At 61.2% G+C, this 22509-nt stretch carries 24 protein-coding genes, 1 tRNA gene and 1 pseudogene; 9 read left to right on the top strand and 17 right to left on the bottom strand.

Features of this window, described 5'->3' with window-relative positions; translation table 11 throughout:
* Nucleotides 1-2 precede the first annotated feature (2 nt).
* From Tal182_RS01210 to Tal182_RS01180, 7 genes are all read right to left on the bottom strand, one after another.
* Entirely contained in the window at nt 3-1478 is a 1476-nt protein-coding gene (locus Tal182_RS01210; protein WP_064800296.1) for a CpaF family protein, read from the bottom strand.
* A gap of 32 nt (nt 1479-1510) precedes the next feature.
* Complete coding sequence (locus Tal182_RS01205) at nt 1511-2788, bottom strand: CpaE family protein (RefSeq protein WP_085857810.1); 1278 nt, start codon at nt 2786-2788, stop codon at nt 1511-1513.
* 14 nt (nt 2789-2802) lie between these two features.
* Nucleotides 2803-3561, bottom strand: a complete 759-nt coding sequence (locus Tal182_RS01200) for a CpaD family pilus assembly lipoprotein (RefSeq protein WP_085857809.1) — start codon at nt 3559-3561, stop codon at nt 2803-2805.
* Nucleotides 3558-5054 carry a type II and III secretion system protein family protein gene (locus Tal182_RS01195; protein WP_085857808.1) on the bottom strand — a complete coding sequence of 499 codons (1497 nt, stop codon included), beginning with the start codon at nt 5052-5054 and terminating at the stop codon, nt 3558-3560. Before Tal182_RS01195 ends, Tal182_RS01200 begins: the two co-directional genes overlap by 4 nt.
* A 12-nt stretch (nt 5055-5066) precedes the next feature.
* Nucleotides 5067-5882 carry a Flp pilus assembly protein CpaB gene (gene cpaB / locus Tal182_RS01190; RefSeq protein WP_064800292.1) on the bottom strand — a complete coding sequence of 272 codons (816 nt, stop codon included), beginning with the start codon at nt 5880-5882 and terminating at the stop codon, nt 5067-5069.
* Nucleotides 5883-5991: 109 nt separating this feature from the next.
* Entirely contained in the window at nt 5992-6504 is a 513-nt protein-coding gene (locus Tal182_RS01185; RefSeq protein WP_085857807.1) for a prepilin peptidase, read from the bottom strand.
* Between the two features lie 124 nt (nt 6505-6628).
* Complete coding sequence (locus Tal182_RS01180) at nt 6629-6814, bottom strand: Flp family type IVb pilin (protein ID WP_085857806.1); 186 nt, start codon at nt 6812-6814, stop codon at nt 6629-6631.
* Between the two features lie 380 nt (nt 6815-7194).
* Here Tal182_RS01180 and Tal182_RS01175 point away from each other — a divergent pair, with 380 nt between their 5' ends.
* The 7 genes from Tal182_RS01175 to Tal182_RS01145 all read left to right on the top strand — a co-directional run bounded on the left by Tal182_RS01175 (nt 7195) and on the right by Tal182_RS01145 (nt 12682).
* A complete protein-coding gene (locus Tal182_RS01175; protein ID WP_064809269.1) occupies nt 7195-7605 on the top strand; it encodes a pilus assembly protein N-terminal domain-containing protein in 411 nt (136 codons plus the stop codon).
* A 113-nt stretch (nt 7606-7718) separates the two neighbouring features.
* Nucleotides 7719-8354: a TadE/TadG family type IV pilus assembly protein gene (locus Tal182_RS01170; protein ID WP_064800289.1), complete on the top strand. Its 636-nt coding sequence runs from the start codon at nt 7719-7721 to the stop codon at nt 8352-8354.
* A complete protein-coding gene (locus Tal182_RS01165) occupies nt 8354-8935 on the top strand; it encodes a TadE/TadG family type IV pilus assembly protein (protein ID WP_064800288.1) in 582 nt (193 codons plus the stop codon). The genes Tal182_RS01170 and Tal182_RS01165 overlap by 1 nt, the downstream gene beginning before the upstream one ends.
* Before the next feature lie 103 nt (nt 8936-9038).
* Nucleotides 9039-10259: a phosphopentomutase gene (locus Tal182_RS01160; protein ID WP_085857805.1), complete on the top strand. Its 1221-nt coding sequence runs from the start codon at nt 9039-9041 to the stop codon at nt 10257-10259.
* A complete protein-coding gene (locus tag Tal182_RS01155) occupies nt 10256-11224 on the top strand; it encodes an adenosine deaminase (RefSeq protein ID WP_085857804.1) in 969 nt (322 codons plus the stop codon). Before Tal182_RS01160 ends, Tal182_RS01155 begins: the two co-directional genes overlap by 4 nt.
* A gap of 131 nt (nt 11225-11355) precedes the next feature.
* Nucleotides 11356-11985 (top strand): uracil phosphoribosyltransferase, encoded by a 630-nt coding sequence (gene upp, locus Tal182_RS01150; RefSeq protein ID WP_020920114.1) that lies wholly within the window; start codon nt 11356-11358, stop codon nt 11983-11985.
* A 163-nt stretch (nt 11986-12148) separates the two neighbouring features.
* Nucleotides 12149-12682 carry a TIGR02281 family clan AA aspartic protease gene (locus Tal182_RS01145; RefSeq protein ID WP_085857803.1) on the top strand — a complete coding sequence of 178 codons (534 nt, stop codon included), beginning with the start codon at nt 12149-12151 and terminating at the stop codon, nt 12680-12682.
* Between the two features lie 6 nt (nt 12683-12688).
* On the opposite strand, the gene deoA is transcribed toward Tal182_RS01145, so the two are convergent.
* From deoA to Tal182_RS01100, 9 genes are all read right to left on the bottom strand, one after another.
* Nucleotides 12689-13996 (bottom strand): thymidine phosphorylase, encoded by a 1308-nt coding sequence (deoA, locus tag Tal182_RS01140; protein WP_064800284.1) that lies wholly within the window; start codon nt 13994-13996, stop codon nt 12689-12691.
* 1 nt (nt 13997) lies between these two features.
* Nucleotides 13998-14774, bottom strand: coding sequence for a deoxyribose-phosphate aldolase (gene deoC, locus Tal182_RS01135; RefSeq protein WP_064800283.1), 777 nt, complete (start codon nt 14772-14774; stop codon nt 13998-14000).
* Nucleotides 14771-15577, bottom strand: coding sequence for a purine-nucleoside phosphorylase (locus Tal182_RS01130; protein ID WP_085857802.1), 807 nt, complete (start codon nt 15575-15577; stop codon nt 14771-14773). The genes deoC and Tal182_RS01130 overlap by 4 nt, the downstream gene beginning before the upstream one ends.
* Nucleotides 15574-15963, bottom strand: coding sequence for a cytidine deaminase (locus Tal182_RS01125; RefSeq protein ID WP_085857801.1), 390 nt, complete (start codon nt 15961-15963; stop codon nt 15574-15576). Before Tal182_RS01125 ends, Tal182_RS01130 begins: the two co-directional genes overlap by 4 nt.
* A gap of 2 nt (nt 15964-15965) precedes the next feature.
* Nucleotides 15966-16937: an ABC transporter permease gene (locus Tal182_RS01120; protein ID WP_064800280.1), complete on the bottom strand. Its 972-nt coding sequence runs from the start codon at nt 16935-16937 to the stop codon at nt 15966-15968.
* 10 nt (nt 16938-16947) lie between these two features.
* Nucleotides 16948-18051: an ABC transporter permease gene (locus tag Tal182_RS01115; RefSeq protein WP_064800279.1), complete on the bottom strand. Its 1104-nt coding sequence runs from the start codon at nt 18049-18051 to the stop codon at nt 16948-16950.
* 7 nt (nt 18052-18058) lie between these two features.
* Nucleotides 18059-19570, bottom strand: coding sequence for an ABC transporter ATP-binding protein (locus tag Tal182_RS01110; protein ID WP_064800278.1), 1512 nt, complete (start codon nt 19568-19570; stop codon nt 18059-18061).
* A gap of 88 nt (nt 19571-19658) precedes the next feature.
* Nucleotides 19659-20651: a BMP family ABC transporter substrate-binding protein gene (locus tag Tal182_RS01105; RefSeq protein ID WP_064800277.1), complete on the bottom strand. Its 993-nt coding sequence runs from the start codon at nt 20649-20651 to the stop codon at nt 19659-19661.
* Nucleotides 20652-20960: 309 nt separating this feature from the next.
* Nucleotides 20961-21278 carry a hypothetical protein gene (locus tag Tal182_RS01100; protein ID WP_064800276.1) on the bottom strand — a complete coding sequence of 106 codons (318 nt, stop codon included), beginning with the start codon at nt 21276-21278 and terminating at the stop codon, nt 20961-20963.
* A 227-nt stretch (nt 21279-21505) separates the two neighbouring features.
* Between Tal182_RS01100 and Tal182_RS01095 the strand changes: the two genes are divergently transcribed.
* Nucleotides 21506-21595, top strand: a tRNA-Ser gene (locus tag Tal182_RS01095).
* A 31-nt stretch (nt 21596-21626) separates the two neighbouring features.
* Here Tal182_RS01095 and Tal182_RS01090 read toward each other — a convergent pair.
* Nucleotides 21627-21834 (bottom strand): annotated as a pseudogene (locus Tal182_RS01090) (type II toxin-antitoxin system RelE/ParE family toxin); the annotation flags it as partial.
* Between the two features lie 150 nt (nt 21835-21984).
* Between Tal182_RS01090 and Tal182_RS01085 the strand changes: the two are divergent.
* Nucleotides 21985-22194: a KTSC domain-containing protein gene (locus tag Tal182_RS01085; RefSeq protein ID WP_085857800.1), complete on the top strand. Its 210-nt coding sequence runs from the start codon at nt 21985-21987 to the stop codon at nt 22192-22194.
* Nucleotides 22195-22509 lie beyond the last annotated feature (315 nt).

Raw genomic sequence — 22509 nt, 5'->3', positions numbered from 1 at the left:
CCCTATTCCTTCGATTTCGCTTCCATCGCGTCGAGGGCGCCGGCCAGGCGCTTTTCCTCGTTGAAGTAACGAGCCCGATCCCAGAAATGCGGTTTGCCGACGCCGGTCGACATGTGCCGGCCGATCAGTCGGCCGCCCGCATCCTCGCCATCGATCTCGTAGCGCATCAGATCCTGGGTGATGATGACGTCGCCTTCCATGCCGATCACCTCGGTAATCTGGGTAATGCGGCGCGAACCGTCGCGCAGGCGCGCCGCCTGGATAATGACGTCGACGGAGGTAGAGATGATCTCTCGGACCGTCTTTGCCGGTAGCGAGAAGCCGCCCATGGCGATCATCGATTCGATGCGGCTCAGGCATTCGCGCGGCGTGTTGGCGTGGATCGTGCCCATCGAGCCGTCGTGACCGGTGTTCATCGCCTGCAAGAGGTCGAAGACTTCAGGTCCGCGCACTTCGCCGACGATGATGCGTTCGGGACGCATGCGCAGGCAGTTCTTGACGAGATCGCGCATGGTGATCTCGCCCTCGCCTTCGATATTCGGCGGGCGCGTTTCGAGACGCACGACATGCGGCTGCTGCAGCTGCAGTTCGGCCGTGTCCTCGCAGGTGATGACGCGCTCGTCCCGGTCGATATAGTTGGTGAGGCAGTTCAGCAGGGTCGTTTTACCCGAACCCGTGCCGCCCGAGATGATGACGTTGCAGCGCACGCGCCCGATGATCTGCAGCACGGTCGCGCCTTCCGGCGTGATCGCGCCGAAACGGACGAGCTGATCGAGCGTCAGCTTGTCCTTCTTGAACTTGCGGATGGTGAGCGCCGGCCCGTCGATCGACAGCGGCGGCGCGATGACGTTAACGCGCGAGCCATCGGGCAGGCGCGCGTCGCAGATCGGGCTCGATTCATCGACGCGGCGGCCGACCTGGCTGACAATGCGCTGGCAGATGGAGAGAAGCTGCGCATTGTCGCGGAAGCGGATTTCCGATTCGATCGTCTTGCCGCCGACTTCGATGAAGGTCTGGCCGGCGCCGTTGACCATGATGTCGGCGATGTCGTCGCGCGCCAGCAACGGCTCCAGCGGACCGTAGCCCAGAACGTCGTTGCAGATATCCTCGAGCAGTTCCTCCTGCTCGGAGATCGACATCGCGAAGTTCTTGATGGTGATGATGTCGTTGACGATGTCGCGGATTTCCTCGCGCGCGCTTTCGCCATCGAGCTTGGAGAGCTGCGAGAGATCGATCGTGTCGATCAGCGCGGAAAAGACCTGCTGTTTGGTGTCGTAATATTCGTCGGTGCGAACCGGTCGCTTGCGCTGCGGCGCCTGCATCGGCGGCGGCGTCACCTGCTGGCGCGAGGATTCGCGCTGGGGTTCGACGAGGACGGCAGGAGAAGAGGCCACGGCGGCGGCGGCCGGGGCCGGCGGCGGAGGAGCAATCGCGCCTCCGGCCTTTCCGAAACCTTCGTTTCCGCGTTTTCCAAACATGCCGCTTAATCCGATCTCTTCATTCTGGTGATCTATTTCCGCTTCAGGAGGCCGAGCAGGCCGCCCTTCTTCGCCTTCTTGATGGCGACCCGGCCGGTGACGATGTGCGATATCTGCGAAAAGGTTTCGGCCGTCGGCGACTTCGGATCGACTTCCGAGATCATCCGGCCGCTGTTGGCGGCGTTGCCGAAGAGGTTGATGTCAAAGGGAATGATCGCGATCGGATCGGCCTCCAGCGGCTCACAGAAATCCGACGGCGAGATCTCCGGACGTTTCGGCATGCCGACCTGATTGAGGATCAGATGCGGCGGCTTGTCATTCGGCCGCATCTTGCGCAGCGCGTCCAGCATGTTTTTGGTGTTGCGCAGGTTGGCAAGGTCGGGAACCGCCGTGATGACCACCTCGTCGACGCTCGCCAGAACCGAGCGCGTCCATTCCGACCACGCGTGCGGAACGTCGAGCACGGTGACGGGCGCGCTGCGCTGCAGGACGTCGAGCACCGGCTGGAAAGCCTGGCCATCGAAATCATAGGCGCGGTCGAGCAGCGAGGGTGCGGCAAGCAGGGAAAGGTGCTCGGAGCATTTCGTCAGCAGGCGGTCGAGAAAGACCTCGTCGAGCCGATCAGGCGCAAAGACCGCTTCGGCGATTCCTTGAGCCGGGTCCTGATCGAAATCGATATTCGCCGTGCCATAGGGCAGGTCGAGATCGGCGAGTATAGTCTCGGTGGAGAAAAGATTGGAAATGCCGAAAGCGCAATTATGCGCGATGGTCGAGGCGCCGGTACCGCCTTTCGAGCCGATGAAGGCGATGCTGCGGCCGAGCGGCTCGGCTTCCGGATCAACGAAGATCGAGGCCATTGCCGTCAGAATGTCGGGCATGGCGACCGGCTGAACCATATATTCGGAAATGCCGTTGCGGATGAGTTCGCGATAGAGCCCGATATCATTGTAGTAGCCGACGATCACGACCTTAGTGGTCGGGTCGCAGACGGCGGCGAGCGGCGCAAGTTCGCCGAGCAGGCTTCCGGAATTGGCTTTGGTCTCGAGGATGATCAGGTTCGGCGTCGGCGCGGCGGCGAACATATTGGCGGCAGCGGCTATGCCGCCGCTGGTGATGCGCATGCTTACCTTCGCCATGCGCCGATCATTGGCGCAGCGTTCCATGACATGCTGCAGGGCCTCGCTCTCGCAGAAGGCGTGAACGGAGATGCGCGGCAACGGCCGCATAGCTTCCAAATCCGCCATCCGCACCGCCTCTTCGGCGTGGTGAAGTTCGCTGGGGTTCCTGATTTCGTATTCGATCGCGCTCATCGTCCCGTTCCGCCTCAGAAGCTGCTGTCGCTGCCGGCGACATCCTCGATCGTCGTTGTCGTCGTCCGGTATTCCTGGATGGCGTTGTTGCGCCGCTGTGCATCGATCGGGGTCATGCCGCGAGGCGCCACCAGGTCCTCCGGATTGGCGATCTGGGCGGCGAGGTTGTTCTGCGAGGCGCAGCCAAAATTATAATAGTTCTGATTGGCGAGATCGTTCGAGATATCCTTCGGCCACTGGCCGCATTGCGTGGTGATCGCGGTCGTACCGGTAAAGCTCAACCGGATCGGCGCTGCATCGCCGGCACCGGCAGCGGCATAGGAGGTATTGATGATTTTCGAGCTCGCGATCCCTCTTGTCGTCAGTTCGGCACGCACCTGATTGCGCAGCTGATAGGCGGCCGCGGAATTGGGCGAACCTTCCGGCGACAGGACGTAAACTGGGCCCGACGCGCGTGAAATGTAATTGGCAGCAAAGCCGCGGATGAGGTCGCGCTGGGCGATGGTCAGGCGGCGGTCGGTCGAGGCGACGGGTATATCCACCGTCTGCTCGGCCTCGGTGACGATGATCGGATGGCGGGCGCGGTAGTCGTCAGGAATCCCGCCTGTCGTCAGCTGGTCATGCGGACCGGCACATCCGGAGAGGATCGCCACCGACATGACCGCCGTGGTAAAAAGCGCCCTGGAGTAACCGAGCTGGTGTGTCGTCGCATTGATGTGGGCCATCGCCTGATCTCTGTTTTGTGCCATTGCTGCCGATCGTGCCCCGCTCATTTGTAGATGAACCCGATCGAGCCGTGGAACTGCGCGTCGGCGACGGGTGCCTCGCGGCGGCCATAGACCTTGTTCACACGGTTGAGGAAGAAGGTTGCGCCGTCATTCTCAGGGCTGAAATTGTCATCCGGCCGGTTGAGCTGATTGCGCGCCACCGGACGCACCAGGTAGGGCGTGGCGATGATGACAAGCTCGGTTTCCTGACGTTCGAAGCCCTTCTGGCGGAACAGCGTGCCGAGCAGCGGGATCTTCGAGACGCCGGGCGTGCCGCCCATCGTCTGGGAAACATTGTCGCGGATCAGGCCGGCCAGCGCGATCGAGCCGCCGGAGGGGAGTTCCACCGAGGTCTCCGCCGAGCGGCGCTGATAGGTGGCGTTGCCGCTGCCGGCCACCGGCTCGGAGACGTTGGTCTTGATCTCCAGGCTGATGCGTCCAGACGACAGCACCACCGGTTTAAAGGCAAGGTTGATACCGTAGTTGAAGGGAACGACGGTGATGTTGCCGTCATTGTCGGTCGTCGAATAGAGTTGCTGGCCGCCGGAATTGAAGGTTGCCGCCTGGCCTGATATCGCCGTCAATGTCGGCTCGGCCAGGGTCCTGACCACCTTGGCCTGCTCCAGCGCGTTGAGATAAGTCGAAATGTCATATTTGCCGATCGAGCTCTTGAAGAGAGCCGCCAGGCCGCCGCCGACGGTGGCTGTGGCGCTGTCAGCGCTCGGAGCGCCAAGCTGAGCAACCGTCATGCCGGAAGAATTGGAGACGAGATTGTCGAAGCCGAGTTGCTTCAGCACCTCGCGGCGAACCTCGGCGATCGTCACCTTGAGGGTGACCTGGTCCTCGCCCTGGATCTGCAGGAGGTTGACGACCTGCGACGTCTGGCGGCCTTCGGCAAAGAGCGCCACCGAGCTGTCGCCGCCGGTGCCGGATGCCGTCTCGGTTCTCGTCGTCGCTTCGCCGCCCTTCAGGAAGACCTGCGCTAGATCGGCCGCCTGGGTGGCATCCTGCGGGGTGCGAACGGTGCCGGTCAGCACGATATTGTCGGAGACGATTTCGACTTTGATGTTGGAGTCGGGAATGAAACGGCGGAGATTGGTTTCAAGACCGGAGACATCGCGCTCGATCTCGATGTCGAGATTGACGACCTCCTGCCCGCCGGCGCCGAAGACAAAGATATTCGTCTGGCCGACCTTCTTGCCGAATAGGTAGATGCGCCGCGAAGTGCGGGTCACGGCATCGGCCATTGTCGGGTCGGAGACGAGGATATCATGGGCATCCTCCGGCAGATCGACGACGACGGCCTTGTTCAGCCCGAGCTTCAGCCGGCGATGGGCGTCGGGGCCAGTTTGCGAGATGCGGACAAGGCTTTCCGCGGCACGCGCCTCACTGACAACGAGAAGCGGTCCGAAAGAGGCCGGTGCCATGCCGGTCGCGCCGACTGCCAGCGAGAGGCAGCCTGTCAGGAGAAGCTTGGCGCGCCGTGTTGAATTACCCATTTGCACGTCCCTTTACTCCGCCTTCGGCGCTGCGCCGGCATCCGTCACGATGGAGCCCGACTTGATGACCTGAATGATCGCGCTGCCGTTGTCGCCGCTCAGCAGATAGTCCGCCGCACTGGTATCCTGCTCCTGCGCATCGGCGACGGAGCGCAGAGCGAGCGAAAGCCGGTCAGCCATCTGCTGGGCAACGGCGAGAACTTTCGTCTGGTCCGGGGTCAGCTCGAGCGTTGCGGTCGTGCCGACCACCGTCTTCGAGCCATCGTCCTTTTCCTGGATCTGCTGGTCGATGGCGAGAACGCGCACATTGCTCAGCACCGTCTCGGTGATGAGCTTGTTGGCCTCGGTACCCTTGCGGACCATGATGACATCGACGCGATCGTTCGGCAGGATGAAACCGCCGGCGCCCGTTGCCACAGATATCTCGGTCGCAACGGCGCGTTTGCCGGCCGGCAACAGCGAGGACAGGATGCGGCTGCTGGAATCGGCGACTTTTTCAGGCCGGATCGGCTCGCCTTCGAAAATCGGCAGACGCACGACGGCGCCCTGCAGATCCTTGATTGCATCCGGCTTGTCAGCCTCGGTGATGAAGCCCTGGACCACGCCGCCCTGCGGCCAGGCCATCCAATGCACCGTGTCGTCGCCCAGCCTTGCTCCGACCGGCAGATTTTTGCTCGAAACGAGGATGTTAACGGTGGGTTCTTTCTCGATAACCGACTGCACCCGCGTGACGACGCCACCACTGCCGCTCATGCGCATTGCCAGGAGCCCGGCGAGGCCGGCTGCCGCCACGGCGACAGCGAGAATTATAAGGCGGGCCGGTTTCATCGATCATTCCCCAGGGCACGATATGTTCGCCCTGCAGAATGCTCAGCAATTGGTGTAATTATGGTTAATGGAATGCTTACATTTTAAGTTAACGGGCATTTAAAATGCGTTATTTCAGGCTTTCCAGTGCAGCGATAAAGAGCGGCGAGGACGGGAAGGCCATGTAGCCGCCGATCGCGATGGCGATGCCGTATGGGATCTTCTTGGCGAGCAGCAAAGAGTTCGGCACCGGCAGTCCGATCGCAAGGATGGTATTCGACTGTCCCCTCACCAGCAGGATGAGCAGGGTAAGGAGGCCGCCGATGATGGCAACATCGGTCATCAGGAAAAGCAAGGATTCGTTCAAGCCGAACCAGAGCGCGGTGGCGGTCAACAGTTTTGCGTCTCCGCCGCCCATCACATTAAAGGCAAAAAGAGCGAAGCATGCGGTAAAGACGATCGCGCCGGCGGCAAGATGCGTGCCGATCGCCTGCAGGCCGAGACCAAAAAACGGCGCCAGTGCGAGGAAAGAGACAACAAGGATCAGGGAAATACGGTTCGGGATCGTCATGGTGAACAGATCCGAGAAGGCCGCCATGGCGAGGCAGAGTGGCAGTATGACAAAGACTGTAGCTGCGATCATGCGTATACCCGATCATAGCAAGATGCGAAAAGGCTCACGGCCGTTCAGCGCGTGAGCCCGCTCGATAGACCAGCCAGATCAGATCCGGCCAGAATCAGGGAGGTGCCGCCTCGCGGCGCCTCGCTTAGTTGACCGCCGTGGTGGCGTCGTCCATCTTGGTGCTCAGACCATTGAACGTGTTGCCGATCTTCTCGCCGAGGGTTGTGGCGCCGGCGATGAGCGCTACGGAAATGAGGGCTGCGATCAGGCCGTATTCGATTGCGGTCGCGCCGGATTCGTCCTTCAGAAAACGGCTAAAAAGCTTGGTCATGGGTACTCCTAACTCCAGTTGATGTTCAGCACGTCCGCCAACTGTTGCCGTTGATCGGATGAACCGCAATCTAATGAATGGGCGTTTCCATCGGCTTAAGAAAAAGAGTTAACGGCATGTGAAAGCCGCCGGAGGCTCCTGCAGGGTAAGCTTTACCTTATTCATTTCACTCAATATTTAATGATATTCAAAGGTTAACGACGGGATTCATCTTGAAATAACACAGGCATTGCATCCAGCCGCAACCTACACTGCCCGGAACCAGTGCCAAATCAGATCATCCTGCTTCACCGCGAAACAGCATGGTGAGTTTAAGGCTTCATTCACCATTTTTTTCCATTCTATGTGCCTATTGCGCTGTGATCGTGAAAGAGGACCAGATGTCATCGAGCGGCAAAACCATTTTCTTTGCCGGCATGATCGCCGTTTCCGGTATTTCGGGAGTTTCCTCGGCCGCAGACGATGACATGCTGCGCGTCTATATGGATCACGCGCGCGTCTTGAAGCTCGACCGCCCCGTCAGCAAGGTCATCGTCGGCAACGCCCAGGTCGCCGACGCGACCGTAGCCGATGCCAAGACGATCGTGCTGACAGGCCGCAGCTTCGGCACCACCAATCTGGTTCTTCTGGATGCCGACGGCAATGCGATCCTCGACGAGCGCATCCTTGTGTCGATAGACGAGGGCAACACGGTGCGCGTCTACCGGCAGACCGAGCGCTCCGTGCTGTCCTGCACGCCCAATTGCGAGCAGCATGCGCAGCAAGCGGCCGCCGGCACCACGTCACCCTGATCGGCCCGGTTCGGATCTTCTGCCATTCGTTAAAATCGTCGTATCGGCCTGAAACGGAAAATCAACGAACGGACCCTAGTGTGGCAGGCAGAGATGTCGCTCGGGTCCAGGCAATGACGGTAGTTGATCAGAAGACGGATAGAAAGCGCGCCTTTGCGCCGAACCGTTTCTCCCAGTTTCGCGCTGTCGCCCGGTCGCGCGACGGCGCAGCGGCAATCGAATTTGCCTTGCTTGCCATCCCCTACTTCCTGGTGATCTTCGCGATCCTCGAAACCTTCATCGCCTTCGCCGCCGAAGAACTCGTCTCCAACGCCGTCGATACGATGAGCCGCCGGATGCGGACCGGGCAGATCACCTACAATCTCGGCCGTACGACCGATATGAGCCGGACGCAATTCCGCCAGGCGTTCTGCAACGAGATCTCGATCCTGATCAGCTGCTCGACCAGCGAAGCCGCCACGCCGAGCAAGCTTTACGTGGATGTGCAGACGTTCGGCTCCTTCTCGGCGATTCCGACGACGATCCCCAAGGTTTCCAGTGACCGATATGCCGACATCAATACCGCCGCCTTCAAATATACGCCTGGCGGTGCCGGCACGATCAACATGCTGCGCGCCTACTATCGATGGGAAATCATCACGGATCTGGTCCGGCCCTATATCACGACGATCCGTCCGTCGGACGGTTCGATGCCGACGCAATATCTGATTATCGCCACCTCCGCCTTCCAGAACGAGCAGTATCCATAATGGCGATGCGCAACCCGTTCACCAGACTGGTACAGCAGGCGCGTCGGCTGGCGCGAGAGCGCGAGGGCGCCGGAGCGATCGAATTCGCGATCCTCTTTCCCGTGCTCGTCATGCTCTATATCGGCGCTTTCGAGATTACGATCGGCCTCAGCGTCAGCAAGCGCGCGACACGCGCCGCTGGTTCGATCGCCGACCTCGTCACCCAGCAGCAATCCGTTACGAAGAGCGCACTCGCGCAGATGCCGTCGGTCGCAACGGCGATGTTCGTGCCCTACAATTCAACATCGCTGACGCTGAAAATCACCGGAATTTCAATCGACGCCGGCGCCAATGCGAAAGTACTCTGGTCCTGGGCGCAGGACGGAACGACGCCTTATGCCAAGAATGTGACGGTGAGCGACGTGCCGGCCGATATGAAGACGGCAAACAGCTTCCTCGTTCGGACCGAACTCAGCATCCCTTATACGATGTTTCTGTTCGCTCCGAACTTCATGCCGGATGGGATGCGCACGATTACCATCAGGCGCAGTTACTTCTACCGCCAGCGGCAAGGCGACTCGATCTCCTGCGGCGACTGCTGACCCCTTCCCCGTCTCGAATTTGCCAAGCCAGGCGCGGCACTATATGCGTGGGCTTCAGCCTCCGACGGTCCGGAGGCCGGCGATCGGTCCTTTCGGGGGTAAAATGGCGCGCGCCTTTCTTTTCGTTCTCGATTCCTTCGGCGTCGGCGGGGCGCCGGATGCGGCAGCCTATGGCGACGAGGGCGCCGACACGCTTGGCCATATCGCCGAATTCTGCGCGGCCGGTGCCGGAGACCGCGCTGGGCTGCGTAGCGGGCCGCTTTCCCTGCCCAACATGTCGGAGCTTGGGCTTCTGCACATCGCGCGCGCCGCCTCCGGCCAATTTCCGGCCGGCATGCCCCTGCCGGAAAAGGTCTACGGCATTTATGGCGCGGCCAGCGAAATCTCTCGCGGCAAGGACACGCCCTCGGGCCATTGGGAGATCGCGGGGACACCGGTCAATTTCGATTGGGGTTATTTCCCGACGGAGGGCGACGCCTTCCCGCCGGAACTGATAGAAGCGTTGTGCCGAGCCGGCGATGTGCCCGGCATTCTCGGCAACTGCCATGCCTCGGGAACTGAGATCATCGCCCGTCTCGGTGAGGAGCATATCCGCACCGGTAAACCGATCTGCTATACCTCTTCGGATTCCGTCTTCCAGGTCGCCGCGCACGAAGCGCATTTCGGCCTCGATCGGCTGCTCGCCTTCTGCCGTATCGCCCGCGGGCTGCTCGATCCCTACAATATTGGCCGCGTCATCGCCCGGCCCTTCATCGGCCAGTCGGCGTCCACCTTCCAGCGCACCGGCAACCGGCGCGACTTTTCGGTGCTGCCGCCGGAACCGACATTGCTCGACAGGCTCCTTCAGCACGGCCGGCACGTGCATGCGGTCGGGAAGATCGGCGATATCTTCGCCCATCAGGGAATTTCGCGCGTCATCAAAGCGACAGGTAACGAGGCGCTGATGGATGCGTCGCTGTCAGCGATCGACGCGGCGAACGACGGCGATCTCGTCTTCACCAATTTCGTCGATTTCGACATGAACTACGGCCATCGCCGTGATGTGCCGGGCTATGCCGCAGCCCTGGAAGCCTTCGACGCGCGCCTGCCCGAAGTCCACAAGAAGCTGAAACCCGGCGACCTGGTCGTGCTCACCGCCGATCATGGCTGTGATCCGACCTGGCGCGGCACGGACCATACGCGCGAGCGCGTGCCGATTATCGCCTTCGGCCCCGGCATCCGGTCGCGTTCGATCGGGGTGCGCCGCACCTATGCAGATATCGGCGAAAGCATTGCACGGCATCTCGGCATTCCGGCCGGGCCGCACGGAAGGAGTTTTCTGTGACATCGCATTTGAAGAAGGTCGAGCTGCACTGCCATCTGGAGGGTGCGGCACCGCCAGCCTTGACCGAGGCGCAGGCGCGCAAATACGGCATCGACATCAGCGGGCAGCTTCGCGACGGCGCCTATGTCTGGCATGATTTCGCAAGTTTCCTCGAATGTTACGACAAGGTTTCGGAAGTCTACAAGACCGAGGAGGACTATGCGCTTCTGACCCAAACCTATCTCGATGAACTCGCCGCCATCAACACGATCTACAGCGAACTCATCGTGTCGCCCGACCATGGCAAGCGCATCGGGCTCGGCGCAGATGCGTATATATCCGGCGTCTGTGAAGGCATCCGGAGGGCCAAGGCCAAAAGCGGCATCGAGGCCCGCCTGATCGTCACCGGCGAACGGCATTTCGGTCCGGAGAGCGTGATCGGTGCGGCCGAATATGCGGCAAAGGCCGGCAATCCCTTGATCACCGGCTTCAACCTGGCCGGTGAAGAGCGCATGGGCCGTGTCGCCGATTATATCAGAGCCTTCGATATTGCCCGCGATGCCGGCCTCGGGCTTACCATCCATGCCGGCGAGGTCTGCGGCGCCTTCAGCGTCGCCGATGCGCTCGATGCGGTGCGCCCGGCGCGCATCGGCCATGGCGTGCGCGCCATCGAGGATCTCGACCTGGTGAAGCGGCTTGCCGATCTCGGCACCGTGCTCGAGGTCTGTCCCGGCTCCAATATCGCTCTTCGGGTCTTTCCCGATTTCGCTTCGCATCCGCTGCGCCGGCTGAAGGAAGCGGGGGTGCCGGTGACGATCAGCTCGGATGATCCGCCTTTCTTCCACACGTCGCTCGAGCGGGAGTATGCGCTCGCCGCTGAAGCTTTCGGCTTCAGCGATGCGGAGATCGACGCCATGACGCGCACCGCAATCGAAGCGGCCTTCGTCGACGAGGAGACGCGGAAGACGCTGCTCGCCCGCGTTTGAGGGTGAGAGCCCTTCCTGACCGGGAAAGGCTCCGGAGGTTGGGGAAGATCGGCGCAAATTCGGCTGCACTCTTGCGGTCGGGCCAATTTCCGTGAAAGAAACATTCGATAGAAAGAATGAAAGGCTTCCCCATGGACGGCGTCACGGTCATCGATCACCCGCTTGTGCAGCACAAGCTCACCATCATGCGACGCAAGGAGACATCGACGGGAAGTTTCCGGCGCCTGCTGCGCGAAATCTCCACGCTGCTCTGTTACGAGGTCACCCGCGATCTCGAATTGACCATGGCAACGATCGAAACGCCGCTGCAGACGATGGACTCGCCGATCCTGGAAGGCAAGAAGCTGGTCTTCGCCTCGATCCTGCGCGCCGGCAACGGGCTGCTCGAAGGCATGCTCGATCTCGTGCCTTCCGCCCGCGTCTCGCATATCGGCGTCTATCGCGATCACGAGACGCTGCAGCCGGTCGAGTATTACTTCAAGGCACCGGAAGACGTGGCCGAGCGCCTGATCATCGTCGTCGACCCAATGCTGGCGACTGGCAATTCCTCGATTGCTGCGATCGACAAGCTCAAGGAACGCGGCGCCCACAATATCCGCTTCCTCTGCCTGCTCGCCGCCCCGGAAGGCATCCGCAACTTCCGCGCGGCGCATCCGGATGTTCCGGTCTTCACCGCGGCGATCGACAGCCATCTCAACGAGAAGGGCTACATTATGCCGGGCCTCGGCGATGCCGGCGACCGCATGTACGGAACCAAATAATTTCAGCCTTCCTTTACCAAATCGCAAGACTTTGTGGCCCGGACGGTTCGCTCCGGGCCTTTTTATTATCGATATTAGCAAGTTATCAGGATTTGAGGGTTAGCAAGCTGGAAGCATGAGGCCCTGCATGAAGCGGGGTTAATACAGGAAGGATTTCTGTTTCATGCTCGCGCGTACCGTCATTTTCGCCAGCATCGCCGCGGTGCTGGCCACACAGGTACCTTCCTTCGTTGGAAGTGTCAGCCAGCAACCTGCCGACGGTCTCTCCGCCAATTTCGTATCGGCCGACGCCGGCCAACCCGCTGCACCGGCGCCCGCTTCCGGCACTGGTACGATCCGCCTGCAGGCGGATGCGCAGGGGCACTATACCGGCAGCTTCAAGATCAACGGCAAGCCGGTGCCAGGGCTGATCGATACCGGCGCCACCTATGTCGCCCTCAACGAGACACTCGCGCGCCGGCTCGGCTACACCGCAAATCAGCTCGACTTCCGCTATGGTGTGAACACGGCGAACGGCCAGACGAAGGCCGCGCACGTGATCCTCGATCGCGTCGAAATCGGCGGCATCCGCGTCCGGAATGTCGAGGCCTTCGTGCTCAGGGACGACGCGCTGACGACCACGCTGGTCGGCATGAGCTTCCTGCAGAAACTCGCCTCTTATTCCGTCGCCGACGGCTCGCTCAGCCTCAAACAGTAAACCGCATCAGACCCGGCCTGCAATGACGGAGGCCAATTCCGGCTTCTCGTCAGCAATGCGATAATGCACGGCAAGGGCCGCAGCTGCTTTTTCCGCCGCGGCTTCGTCAGCAGCGTGGACGACAGCGATCGGATCGCCCGCATTGACCCGGGTGCCAAGCGGCAGGAGACCGGAGAAACCGACGCGGTGATCGATCCGATCTGCCGGATGATGGCGGCCGCCGCCGAGATCGATGACGCTGATGCCGATACCCCGCGCGTCGCAGGCGGCAAGCCAGCCGGATCGGGCGGCCGGGACTTCTTTTTCGACCGGCGCCCTGGCCAGGTATCTCTCCGGATTTTCGACGAGATCGGCCGGTCCGCCGAGCATGGATATCATACGCCCGAAGGTTTCGGCCGCCTGTCCCGATGACAGCGCTCGGCGCGCCATCGCATCGGCTTCTTCAGCGGAAGCGGCAATGCCCGATTTCACCAGCATCTCGGCGGCAAAGGCAAAAACCACGGTCTCGAGCCGCGTGCCGGTCTTCCTGCCCGCCAGGAAGTCCAGGCAGTTGCGCATCTCGACGGCATTGCCGGCGCAATCGGCGAGCGGCTCATTCATGTCGGTGATCAAGGCGGAGGTCTGCACGCCCGCGCCGTTGGCCACTTCGACCAGGGAATGCGCCAGCATCTTCGCCTGACGGCGGTCGGCCATGAAGGCGCCGTTGCCGAGCTTGACGTCGAGCACCAGCGTCTCGAGCCCGGCCGCGAGCTTCTTCGACAGGATGGAGGCAGTGATGAGCGGAATGGAATCGACGGTGGCAGTGACGTCGCGCACGGCATAAAGCCTGCCGTCGGCGGGCGCCAAGCTTCCGGTCTGGCCGATGATGGCGCATCCCGCCTCCTTCACCACCTTGCCGAAGAGCTCCGCATCGGGGGTGATCCTATAGCCCGGAATGGATTCGAGCTTGTCGAGCGTGCCGCCGGTATGGCCGAGGCCGCGCCCCGAGATCATCGGGACGGCGAGGCCGCAGGCAGCGGCGATCGGCGCCAGCATCAGCGAGACATTATCGCCGACGCCGCCGGTCGAATGTTTGTCGGCGATCGGACGGTCGATGCCAGCCCATTGCAGCCTGTCGCCGGAATTGGCCATTGCCAGCGTCAGGGCCACGATTTCCTCGCCTGACATGCCTTTGAACCAGACGGCCATGGCGAAGGCGCCGATCTGGCCTTCGGACAGCTGCCCGGCGGCGAGCGCTGCGATGAAGGAGCTGATATCGGCGGCGTCGAGTTCCTCGCCATCGCGTTTACGCCGGATGATCTCCTGCGGAATCATCTCAATAGCTCGACGCCGCAGCCGGTGCCGGCTGCGCTCCGCTCAGAACCGCCAGTATGTCGTCGAGCAGGCCGGAAGCGCCGAAGCGGAAGGTCGAAGGCATGGCCCAGTCCGGCGCCATGATGGTTTCGGCAAGGCTGAGATAGAGCGCCGCATCGGTCACCGAGCCGATGCCGCCAGCCGGCTTGAAGCCGACCTTGCGCCCGCTTTCACGAATGGCCCGGATCATGATGTCGGCGGCTTCAAGCGTCGCGTTGACGGCGACCTTGCCCGTCGAGGTCTTGATGAAATCGGCGCCGGCATCGATCGCAAGTTCGGAGGCACGGCGGATCAAGACGGCATCCTTCAACTCGCCGGTCTCGATGATCACCTTCAGCAGGACGGGGCCGGCGCATTCGGCGCGCACCGCCTTGACCATGTCGGTCACCGCCTTCTCGTTGCCTGATATGAGCTTGCGGTAGGGAATGACCAGATCGATCTCATCGGCGCCGTCGGCAATCGCCTCACGGGTTTCGGCGGCGACATCGGCCACTTCCATATCGCCCGCCGGGAAATTGACGACCGTTGCGATCCGCACGGGATGGCCGGCGCCGAGGATATTGCGGGCATAGGCGACGAAACGCGGCCAGATGCAGATCGCGGCGCTGTTGCCGTAGGGTGTCTGCGCGCGGACGCAGAGCGTGTCGATCTGCGCCTCGGTGCAGTCGTCCTTCAGATTGGTGAGGTCGAGAAGGGAAAGGGCGACCGCCGCCGTTTCCCGGATGGAATGGCTATTCATTTTTCGCTTCCTTCGGCCGCAATCATCTCTCTCAATATGTCGGCAAGACGGGCGCCGCCGACGGGCGCCATGTCCTTGGTTTCTTCATGGCTGAGCTCATTGCCGGTCATGCCTGCTCCATAGTTGGTGATAACGGAAGCGGCCGCAACCCTCAGACCCAGCATTCTTGCGATGATCACTTCGGGCACTGTCGACATGCCGACGGCATCGGCGCCGAGAATGCGCGCCATGCGGATTTCGGCCGGCGTTTCGAAGCTCGGACCGGAAAACCACATATAGACGCCCTGCCCCAGCTCGATCTTGAGCTTTGCCGCCGCCTTCCGCATCGCCGCGGCAAGACCGGCATCATAGGCATTGGTCATGCCGACGAAGCGATGGTCGCTTTCCTCGCCGATCAGCGGGTTCATGCCGGAATAGTTGATGTGATCGGTGATCTGCATCACCGAGCCGGGCGGCATGTCGTCGCGCAGCGATCCGGCCGAATTGGTCAGGATCAGCGCCTCGACGCCGAGCGCCTTCAGCACCTCGATCGGCAGGCGCATGGCGCTGGCATCGCCCTTCTCATAATAATGCACGCGGCCGGAAAGCATGATGACCGGCTTTCCACCGAGGCGGCCGGCGACGACTTCGCCGGCGTGGCCGGAGACGGCGCTGACGGGAAAGCCCGGCAGGTCGCGATAGGGAATACGGACGGCGCCGTCCAGCTGGCCAACCAGGGAGCCGAGACCGGAGCCGAGCACGATGCCGTTACGCGGCTTGATCGCGCCGAGCAATGCGGCGAGCAGGTCGACCGTCGCCCTCATCCGAGTTCCGTCTCGAAGCCGAAGGGAAGAAGCTCTTCCATCGTCATGGTCTTCTTCACGCCCGCCTCATCGCAGAGATAGATCTTCGTGTCCTTGGCGGCGAATTCGGAGATCTTCTGGCGGCAGCCACCGCAGGGAGGGCAGAGCGGCAGCTTCTCGGCGATCACGGCCATTTCGACGATCTTCCTGGCGCCGCCCATGATCATGGCGCTGATCGCCGTGGGCTCGGCGCACCACCCCTGCGGGAAGGACAGGTTTTCGATGTTGGCGCCGGTATAGACCTTGCCATCCTCGGCGCGGATCGCCGCGCCGACCGGGAATTTCGAATAGGGCGCATGCGCAAAGGCCATGGCGCCGCGGGCGGCTTCGAACAAGTCGTGGGACATGATCAACGTTCCTTCGTATAGGGCACGCCGCCGGCCTTCGGCGGGATTGCGACGCCGATGAAGCCGGCAAGCAGAATGCAGGTCAGGATATAGGGCAGCGCCTGGAACACCTGGACCGGCACTTCACCGACCAGCGGCACCTGCTTGCCCTGCATGAAGTTCGCCAAAGCATCGAGGAAGCCGAAGAGCAGGCAGGCGAACATCACCGGTACCGGCTTCCACTTGGCGAAAACCAGCGCCGCAAGCGCGATATAGCCCTTGCCGGCCGACATGTCCTTGATGAAGGCGGCGGACTGGGCGATCGCGAGGTACGTGCCGGAAAAGCCACAGAGGATACCGGCGCACATGACGGCGCGGTAGCGCAGCCAGGCAACCGAAATACCTGCCGTATCGACCGCGCCCGGATTTTCGCCGACGGCGCGCAGCCTGAGGCCGAAGCGTGTGCGGTAAAGCACCCACCAGGAGAAGGGCACCGCGAGGAAGGCGAGGTAGGTGAGGATGTTGTTGCCCGAGATGACATTGGCATAGAGCGGGCCGAGGATCGGCACACTATGGATGGCATCTGCGCCCGGCAGGATGATCGGCGCGAAGCGCGCTTCCGGCGAAAGCTGCGGCGTGCGCCCGCCCTGGCCGAACCAGGCCTGGCCGAGCACGATGGTGATGCCGGCGATGAAGAAGTTGATCGCGACGCCCGAGACGATCTGGTTGCCGCGATTGGTGATCGAGGCAAAGCCATGCACCAGGCTGAGCGCCACCGAGCAAACAACGCCTGCGCCAAGCCCCAGCCAGGCCGAACCGGTAAGATAGGCCACACAGGCGGCGGCGAAGGCCGAGCCCAGCATCTTGCCTTCCAGGCCGATATCGAAGATGCCGGCGCGCTCGGAAAACAGCCCCGCGAGCGCGGTAAAGATCAGCGGAATAGAGAGCCTGACCGTCGAGCTCAGGACGTTGATGAAGATGTCGTAGTAATCCATCGTCCGCTCCTCAGGCTCGCTTCAGTTGCTGGTAGACGTGCACCATTGCCGGCCGGAACATGTATTCCAGCGCGCCGGCAAAGAGGATCACCAGTCCCTGGATGACCAGAATCATTTCGCGGGTGATATTCGGCATCTCGAAAGAGATCCAATCGCCGCCCTGGTAAAGGGTGCCGAAAAGGATTGCGGAAAAGATGATACCGAGCGGATGGTTGCGGCCCATCAGCGACACTGCAATGCCGACGAAGCCGGCGCCACCAACGAACTCGACCTGCAGACGGGCGGAAGAGCCCATGACGGGATTGAGCGCCATCATGCCGGCGAGCGCGCCAGAAATCAGCATGGCGATGATGACGATACGTGCATAGGGTATGCCGGCATAGGCAGCCGCGGTCGAGCTCACGCCGAGTGTACGCATCTCAAAGCCGAGCTTGGTGCGCCAGATGAGGATCCAGACAAACCAGGCGGCAAGAAGGGCGATGATGAAGGAGACGTTGAAGGGTGCTGCGCCTAATTTGGCTCCGAAGATGCTCATGACCCAGCCAAGCTTGGGAAGCTGCCCACCCTCGAAGAAGGTGCGGGTTTCCGGCGCCATCTTGCCCGGCACGATCAGCACGTGCACCAGCAGATAGACCATAAGGGCGGCTGCAATGTAGTTGAACATGATTGTCGTGATAACGATATGACTGCCGCGTTTGGCCTGCAGGAAAGCGGGAACGAAGGCCCAGGCCGCGCCGAAAATACCGGCGCCGACAATGGCGATCGGCATCGTTACATACCAGGGCACGTAATGATCGAGCGCAAGCGCTACCAGCGCACAGCCGAGCCCGCCGACGTAGGCCTGGCCTTCAGAGCCGATGTTAAAGAGACCGGCATGGATGGCGACGGCCACGGAAAGGCCGGTGAAGATGAAACTCGTTGCATAGTAGAGCGTGAAGCCTATGCCTTCGCCGCTGCCGAAGGCACCCTCGATCAGCAGCGAAAGGGCGGCGAGCGGGCTTTCGCCGATCAGCCAGACGACGAAACCCGAGATCAGGAAGGCGACGACCAGGTTTAAAAGCGGGATCAGACCGTAATTGATCCATCTCGGTAGCGGTACGGAAGCAGTGCTCATAAAGGCCTCACGCAGCAATGCCGGCCATCATCAGGCCGAGGGTCTGTTCACCGGCATCGGGCGTCTTCTCGCCGACGACCTGGCCGGCGAACATGACAAGGATACGGTCTGATAGGGCGCGGATCTCATCGAGTTCGACGGAGACGAGCAGGATCGCCTTGCCCGCATCGCGCATTTCGATGATCCGGCGGTGGATGAATTCGATGGCGCCGATATCGACGCCGCGGGTCGGCTGGCCGATGATCAGCATCTTCGGATCGCGTTCGATTTCGCGGGCGACGACGATCTTCTGCTGATTGCCGCCGGAGAAATTCGCCGTCTTCAGCCGCGGGTTCGGCGGGCGGATATCGTATTTTTCGATCTTCTCCATCGCATCCTTGCGGATCGCTTCGAGATCGAGCAGCGGCCCTTTGCTGTAGTCCGGACGGCGGTGATAGCCGAGGACGGCGTTTTCATATTCCTCGAACTTCAGCACCAGCCCCATATGGTGCCGGTCCTCGGGAATATGGGCGAGGCCGAGATCGCGCAGGCGGGCGGGGTCGGCCTTGTCGATCGTCTGGCCATCGAGAAGGATTTCGCCGGAGACAGGCTTGCGGATTCCGGCAATCGCCTCCAGCAATTCCGACTGGCCGTTGCCGGCCACACCGGCGATGCCGACGATCTCGCCGGCGCGCACGTCGAAGGAGACGTTATCGACCATGGTGACGCCGCGATTGTCTTTGACCGTCAGGTTGCGGACGGAGAGCACGGCGGCGCCTGGATTGGCTTCGCCCTTCTGCACGCGCAGCAGCACGCGACGGCCGACCATCAGCTCGGCAAGCTCCTCCACCGTCGTTTCCGCCGTCTTGCGGGTGGCGACCATCTCGCCGCGGCGCATGACGGAGACCGTATCGGTGATCGCCATGATCTCGCGCAGCTTATGAGTGATGAGTATGATTGTCTTGCCCTGGTCGCGCAGCACCTTGAGGATGCGGAAGAGGTGGTCGGCTTCAGCCGGCGTCAGCACGCCTGTGGGTTCGTCGAGGATCAGGATCTCGGCGCCGCGATACATGGCTTTCAGAATTTCGACGCGCTGCTGCAGGCCGACCGGGAGCTCTTCGATCAGTGCGTCCGGATCGACCTCGAGGCCGTATTCGGTTTCCAGCCGCTTGAGCTCGGCGCGGGCCGATGCGACGCCTCTGGCCAGTAGCGAGCCGCCTTCGGCGCCGAGCATGACGTTCTCGAGCACCGTGAAATTGTCGACCAGCATGAAATGCTGGTGCACCATGCCGATGCCGGCGGCGATCGCCGCCTGGCTGTCACGGATGGTGACCGGATTGCCGTTGACGCGGATCTCGCCGCTGTCGGCGTGGTAGAAACCATAGATGATCGACATCAGCGTCGATTTGCCGGCGCCGTTTTCACCGATGATGCCGTGGATCGTCCCCTTGGCAACGGTGAGGTTGATGTCCTTGTTGGCGTGGACGGCACCGAATTTCTTATCGATGCCGACAAGCTCGATAGCGGGCTTATCTGTCACTGCAGGCTCCAAATAAGAAAAGGGCGTATGGCGAAAATCCCCTCCGCCATACGCCCGATCTCAATCGTCGATTACATCAGGGCGCGGATCACTTCGGGCAAGCGTTGTCCGAGGTATAATCGTGAACTTTCACGGTTCCCGCAATGATGTCAGCCTTGGCCTTGTCGACGGCCGCCTGCATTTCCGGCGTGATCAGCGACTTGTTGTTGTCGTCGATCGCCGCGCCAACACCATCTTCCTTGACCCCGAGCGCCTGGACGCCGCCGGTGAACTTGTCGTTCTTGGTGTCGGTGTAGGCGTTGTAGACGGCGAGGTCGACGCGCTTGACCATCGAGGTCAGCACCGAGCCCGGATGCAGATGGTTCTGGTTGGAGTCGACGCCGATCGAGAGCTTCTTGTTGTCGGCCGCGGTCTGCAGCACGCCGAGGCCGGTGGCGCCGGCCGCCGCGTAAATGACATCCGCGCCCTGGTCGATCTGGTTCTTGGTGAGCTCACCGCCACGAACCGGGTCATTCCAGGCAGCGCCCGTCGTGCCGGTCATGTTCTGGAAAACCTGGATATCGGCCTTGGCGGCGCGAGCGCCCTGCTCATAGCCGCATTCGAATTTGCGGATCAGCGGAATGTCCATGCCGCCGACGAAGCCGACCTTGCCGGTCTTGGAGGCCATGCCGGCGAGAATGCCGACGAGATAGGAGCCTTCTTCTTCCTTGTAGACGACCGAGCGGACGTTCGGCTTGTCCACGACGGAGTCGACGATGATGAATTTGGTATCGGGGAATTCGGCTGCGACCTTCTCAATGGCCGAAGTCCAGGCGAAGGAAACGGCGACCACGGGGTTGAAGCCGCGGCTTGCGAAGTTGCGGATGGCCTGTTCGCCCTGGGTGTCGCCGGTCGGCTCGAAGTCGCGATAGGCAATGCCGGTCTCGGCCTTGAACTTCTCGGCGCCGTTATAGGCCGCTTCGTTGAAAGACTTATCGAACTTCCCGCCGGTGCCGTAAACCAGCGCCGGCTTGACATCGGCGGCAAGCGCCGTCGTCGACATGGCAGCCACGGCAAGGAGAGTGAGAAGGGATTTTTTCATTGTGCAGCCCTGTTGTTGCTATTCGTTAGGGGTCCTCCCGCAAGCCCTTTTCGGACATGTCTGCGGAACCACCGACCTCCCCCCGGAGGCCTGGCTGCGCGCATCCTTGCATGGCTCACGGAAAAATTCACCAGAAATTTTTCAGGCGGTAAAGATTTGCAGCGATTGCTGAAAATCAGTTCTTCCCGGCTGTTTTTTGGACATTTCCCCATCAAGGCTGCGGTTTTTCTAGCCAATCCGCCGGCAGATGCCAAAGCCGCGGAGGGCCGTATCAGCCTTCGCCGCATCGCACCGGCTCAAACCGATCGGCTATGCGATGAAGCGGCCGGACACTTGCGGTTTCTTGTAGCCGACCATCCAAAGAAGCAGCGCGATCACCAGAAAAACCGCAAAGGCCGGCTGCAGCATCAGCCACTGAAAGATGAAGGCATAGAAGCGCGGGTGGATATAGTAGGAAAGCGCGGATTGCAGCGACGTCAGCGTGTCCGGGCTCACATCCTGCCAGGCATCCGACATCGGCGTCATGATCACGGCGGAGGCGGCAACCGACTGGATCGAATCGATGGTCCCGGCAATAACGGCTGCCGCAAGCGCGACAAGACTCGCCAGACGCAACAGGAAACGCATCAATCCCTCCGACGCTTCGATATGCCGGATAATTCCGGCGAGCCCGCGCCATTCTCCACCTTGAGAATTACATAGTCATCGCTGAGGTGAAGCACAATGGGATGGGCCGAGCGGAGTTTTATCGGAAGAAGTCAAAAAACTGTTAGATTTGGGTTGATCGGCAAAAATTCATCGGTATATATCGCGCCGTTCCGACGATTTGCACCTATCCGGGCGCGAACGCCAAAGGACAGGTGGCCGAGTGGTTTAAGGCGCACGCCTGGAACGCGTGTGTACGTGAAAGCGTACCGAGGGTTCGAATCCCTCCCTGTCCGCCATTTTCACATCTGGATCTTCCAAGATTGAATTTTAAGCCTGGGCGGCCCAAGCTTCGTGTCCATGGCGAATACGGACAATGAGAACATCCTCGCTCTCTGTAACCATATAGACGACGAGATGGGCCTTGAACGGATGAATGCGCATCGGAGGAGAAATTTCATGCCGTTCACGCGCCACGGGGATTGGCGGCAATCAGATCGAAGATGGCGTAAAGTTCATCGTGATATTGGCACGCTCTTCCACAGTCTGCAAGGAAGCGAAGGCTCGATCTCATTAAACGAAGTGTAGCGCTGACCAGAAAGATTCCTGAATTTTTACCACGCTGCTTCACCGCGTCTTTGCACGTTTGGGTTTAGGTTCTGCCAAACCAAAAACAGAGGTAAAACAGGTGGAAGAACTTTCGGTGAAGTCGAAGATCATCAAATCCGTCTATTTCAGCCAGGAAGACGGCCGGCTCAGGATCTGCTTCAAGAACGGCGAGGAGCGTCTGTTCGAAGGCGTGCCCTCTTCGGAAGCCCATGCGATGACGGCGGCGGCGTCTCCCGGACATTATTACCTCGACCGGATCAGAACGCGGTTTCGCAGACTGGCCGCCTGAAATCCGTCGGGTTCAGCTGGGGATTGCGCCGGATTGAGACGGGGCCGGTGGATATTAACCACTAGTTAACTTTCGCCTTCATCACCGTTGGATCGGCGCGAGCGGAAAGCGGCAATTGTCAGTGCTGCCGCTTTCAGAGATTCGGTCAGCCGGGAGGCTCGGTGGCGGACCCCAGCCAAGAAGCCGGGCCTCCCCGTCACGCCCTATCCGTTTCGCCAGATCGATCCGAAGTCGGCTGCGATCGCCCTGAAATAGCGAAATGGGGCTAATCCTGTGAAAAACCGGAATGCCCACATCCGGACTCGACAATGCTTC

The sequence above is a fragment of the Rhizobium sp. TAL182 genome, from assembly GCF_002117725.1.
Lineage (GTDB): Bacteria > Pseudomonadota > Alphaproteobacteria > Rhizobiales > Rhizobiaceae > Rhizobium > Rhizobium esperanzae.
The sequence above is the reverse complement of the archived record's forward strand: the minus strand, read 5'-3'. Positions and strand labels throughout refer to the sequence as shown.

Excerpts from the sequence above, each read along its gene's own strand:
- Tal182_RS01175 (WP_064809269.1), top strand. The coding sequence starts at position 7,195 with ATGTCATCGAGCGGCAAAACCATTTTCTTTGCCGGCATGATCGCCGTT.
- Tal182_RS01205 (WP_085857810.1), bottom strand. The coding sequence starts at position 2,788 with ATGAGCGCGATCGAATACGAAATCAGGAACCCCAGCGAACTTCACCAC.
- Tal182_RS01120 (WP_064800280.1), bottom strand. The coding sequence starts at position 16,937 with ATGGATTACTACGACATCTTCATCAACGTCCTGAGCTCGACGGTCAGG.
- Tal182_RS01185 (WP_085857807.1), bottom strand. The coding sequence starts at position 6,504 with ATGATCGCAGCTACAGTCTTTGTCATACTGCCACTCTGCCTCGCCATG.
- Tal182_RS01195 (WP_085857808.1), bottom strand. The coding sequence starts at position 5,054 with ATGGGTAATTCAACACGGCGCGCCAAGCTTCTCCTGACAGGCTGCCTC.
- Tal182_RS01100 (WP_064800276.1), bottom strand. The coding sequence starts at position 21,278 with ATGCGTTTCCTGTTGCGTCTGGCGAGTCTTGTCGCGCTTGCGGCAGCC.
- cpaB (WP_064800292.1), bottom strand. The coding sequence starts at position 5,882 with ATGAAACCGGCCCGCCTTATAATTCTCGCTGTCGCCGTGGCGGCAGCC.
- Tal182_RS01160 (WP_085857805.1), top strand. The coding sequence starts at position 9,039 with ATGGCGCGCGCCTTTCTTTTCGTTCTCGATTCCTTCGGCGTCGGCGGG.
- Tal182_RS01130 (WP_085857802.1), bottom strand. The coding sequence starts at position 15,577 with ATGAGGGCGACGGTCGACCTGCTCGCCGCATTGCTCGGCGCGATCAAG.
- deoC (WP_064800283.1), bottom strand. The coding sequence starts at position 14,774 with ATGAATAGCCATTCCATCCGGGAAACGGCGGCGGTCGCCCTTTCCCTT.
- Tal182_RS01165 (WP_064800288.1), top strand. The coding sequence starts at position 8,354 with ATGGCGATGCGCAACCCGTTCACCAGACTGGTACAGCAGGCGCGTCGG.
- upp (WP_020920114.1), top strand. The coding sequence starts at position 11,356 with ATGGACGGCGTCACGGTCATCGATCACCCGCTTGTGCAGCACAAGCTC.
- Tal182_RS01170 (WP_064800289.1), top strand. The coding sequence starts at position 7,719 with ATGACGGTAGTTGATCAGAAGACGGATAGAAAGCGCGCCTTTGCGCCG.
- deoA (WP_064800284.1), bottom strand. The coding sequence starts at position 13,996 with ATGATTCCGCAGGAGATCATCCGGCGTAAACGCGATGGCGAGGAACTC.
- Tal182_RS01115 (WP_064800279.1), bottom strand. The coding sequence starts at position 18,051 with ATGAGCACTGCTTCCGTACCGCTACCGAGATGGATCAATTACGGTCTG.
- Tal182_RS01105 (WP_064800277.1), bottom strand. The coding sequence starts at position 20,651 with ATGAAAAAATCCCTTCTCACTCTCCTTGCCGTGGCTGCCATGTCGACG.
- Tal182_RS01125 (WP_085857801.1), bottom strand. The coding sequence starts at position 15,963 with ATGTCCCACGACTTGTTCGAAGCCGCCCGCGGCGCCATGGCCTTTGCG.
- Tal182_RS01180 (WP_085857806.1), bottom strand. The coding sequence starts at position 6,814 with ATGACCAAGCTTTTTAGCCGTTTTCTGAAGGACGAATCCGGCGCGACC.
- Tal182_RS01145 (WP_085857803.1), top strand. The coding sequence starts at position 12,149 with ATGCTCGCGCGTACCGTCATTTTCGCCAGCATCGCCGCGGTGCTGGCC.
- Tal182_RS01210 (WP_064800296.1), bottom strand. The coding sequence starts at position 1,478 with ATGTTTGGAAAACGCGGAAACGAAGGTTTCGGAAAGGCCGGAGGCGCG.
- Tal182_RS01200 (WP_085857809.1), bottom strand. The coding sequence starts at position 3,561 with ATGAGCGGGGCACGATCGGCAGCAATGGCACAAAACAGAGATCAGGCG.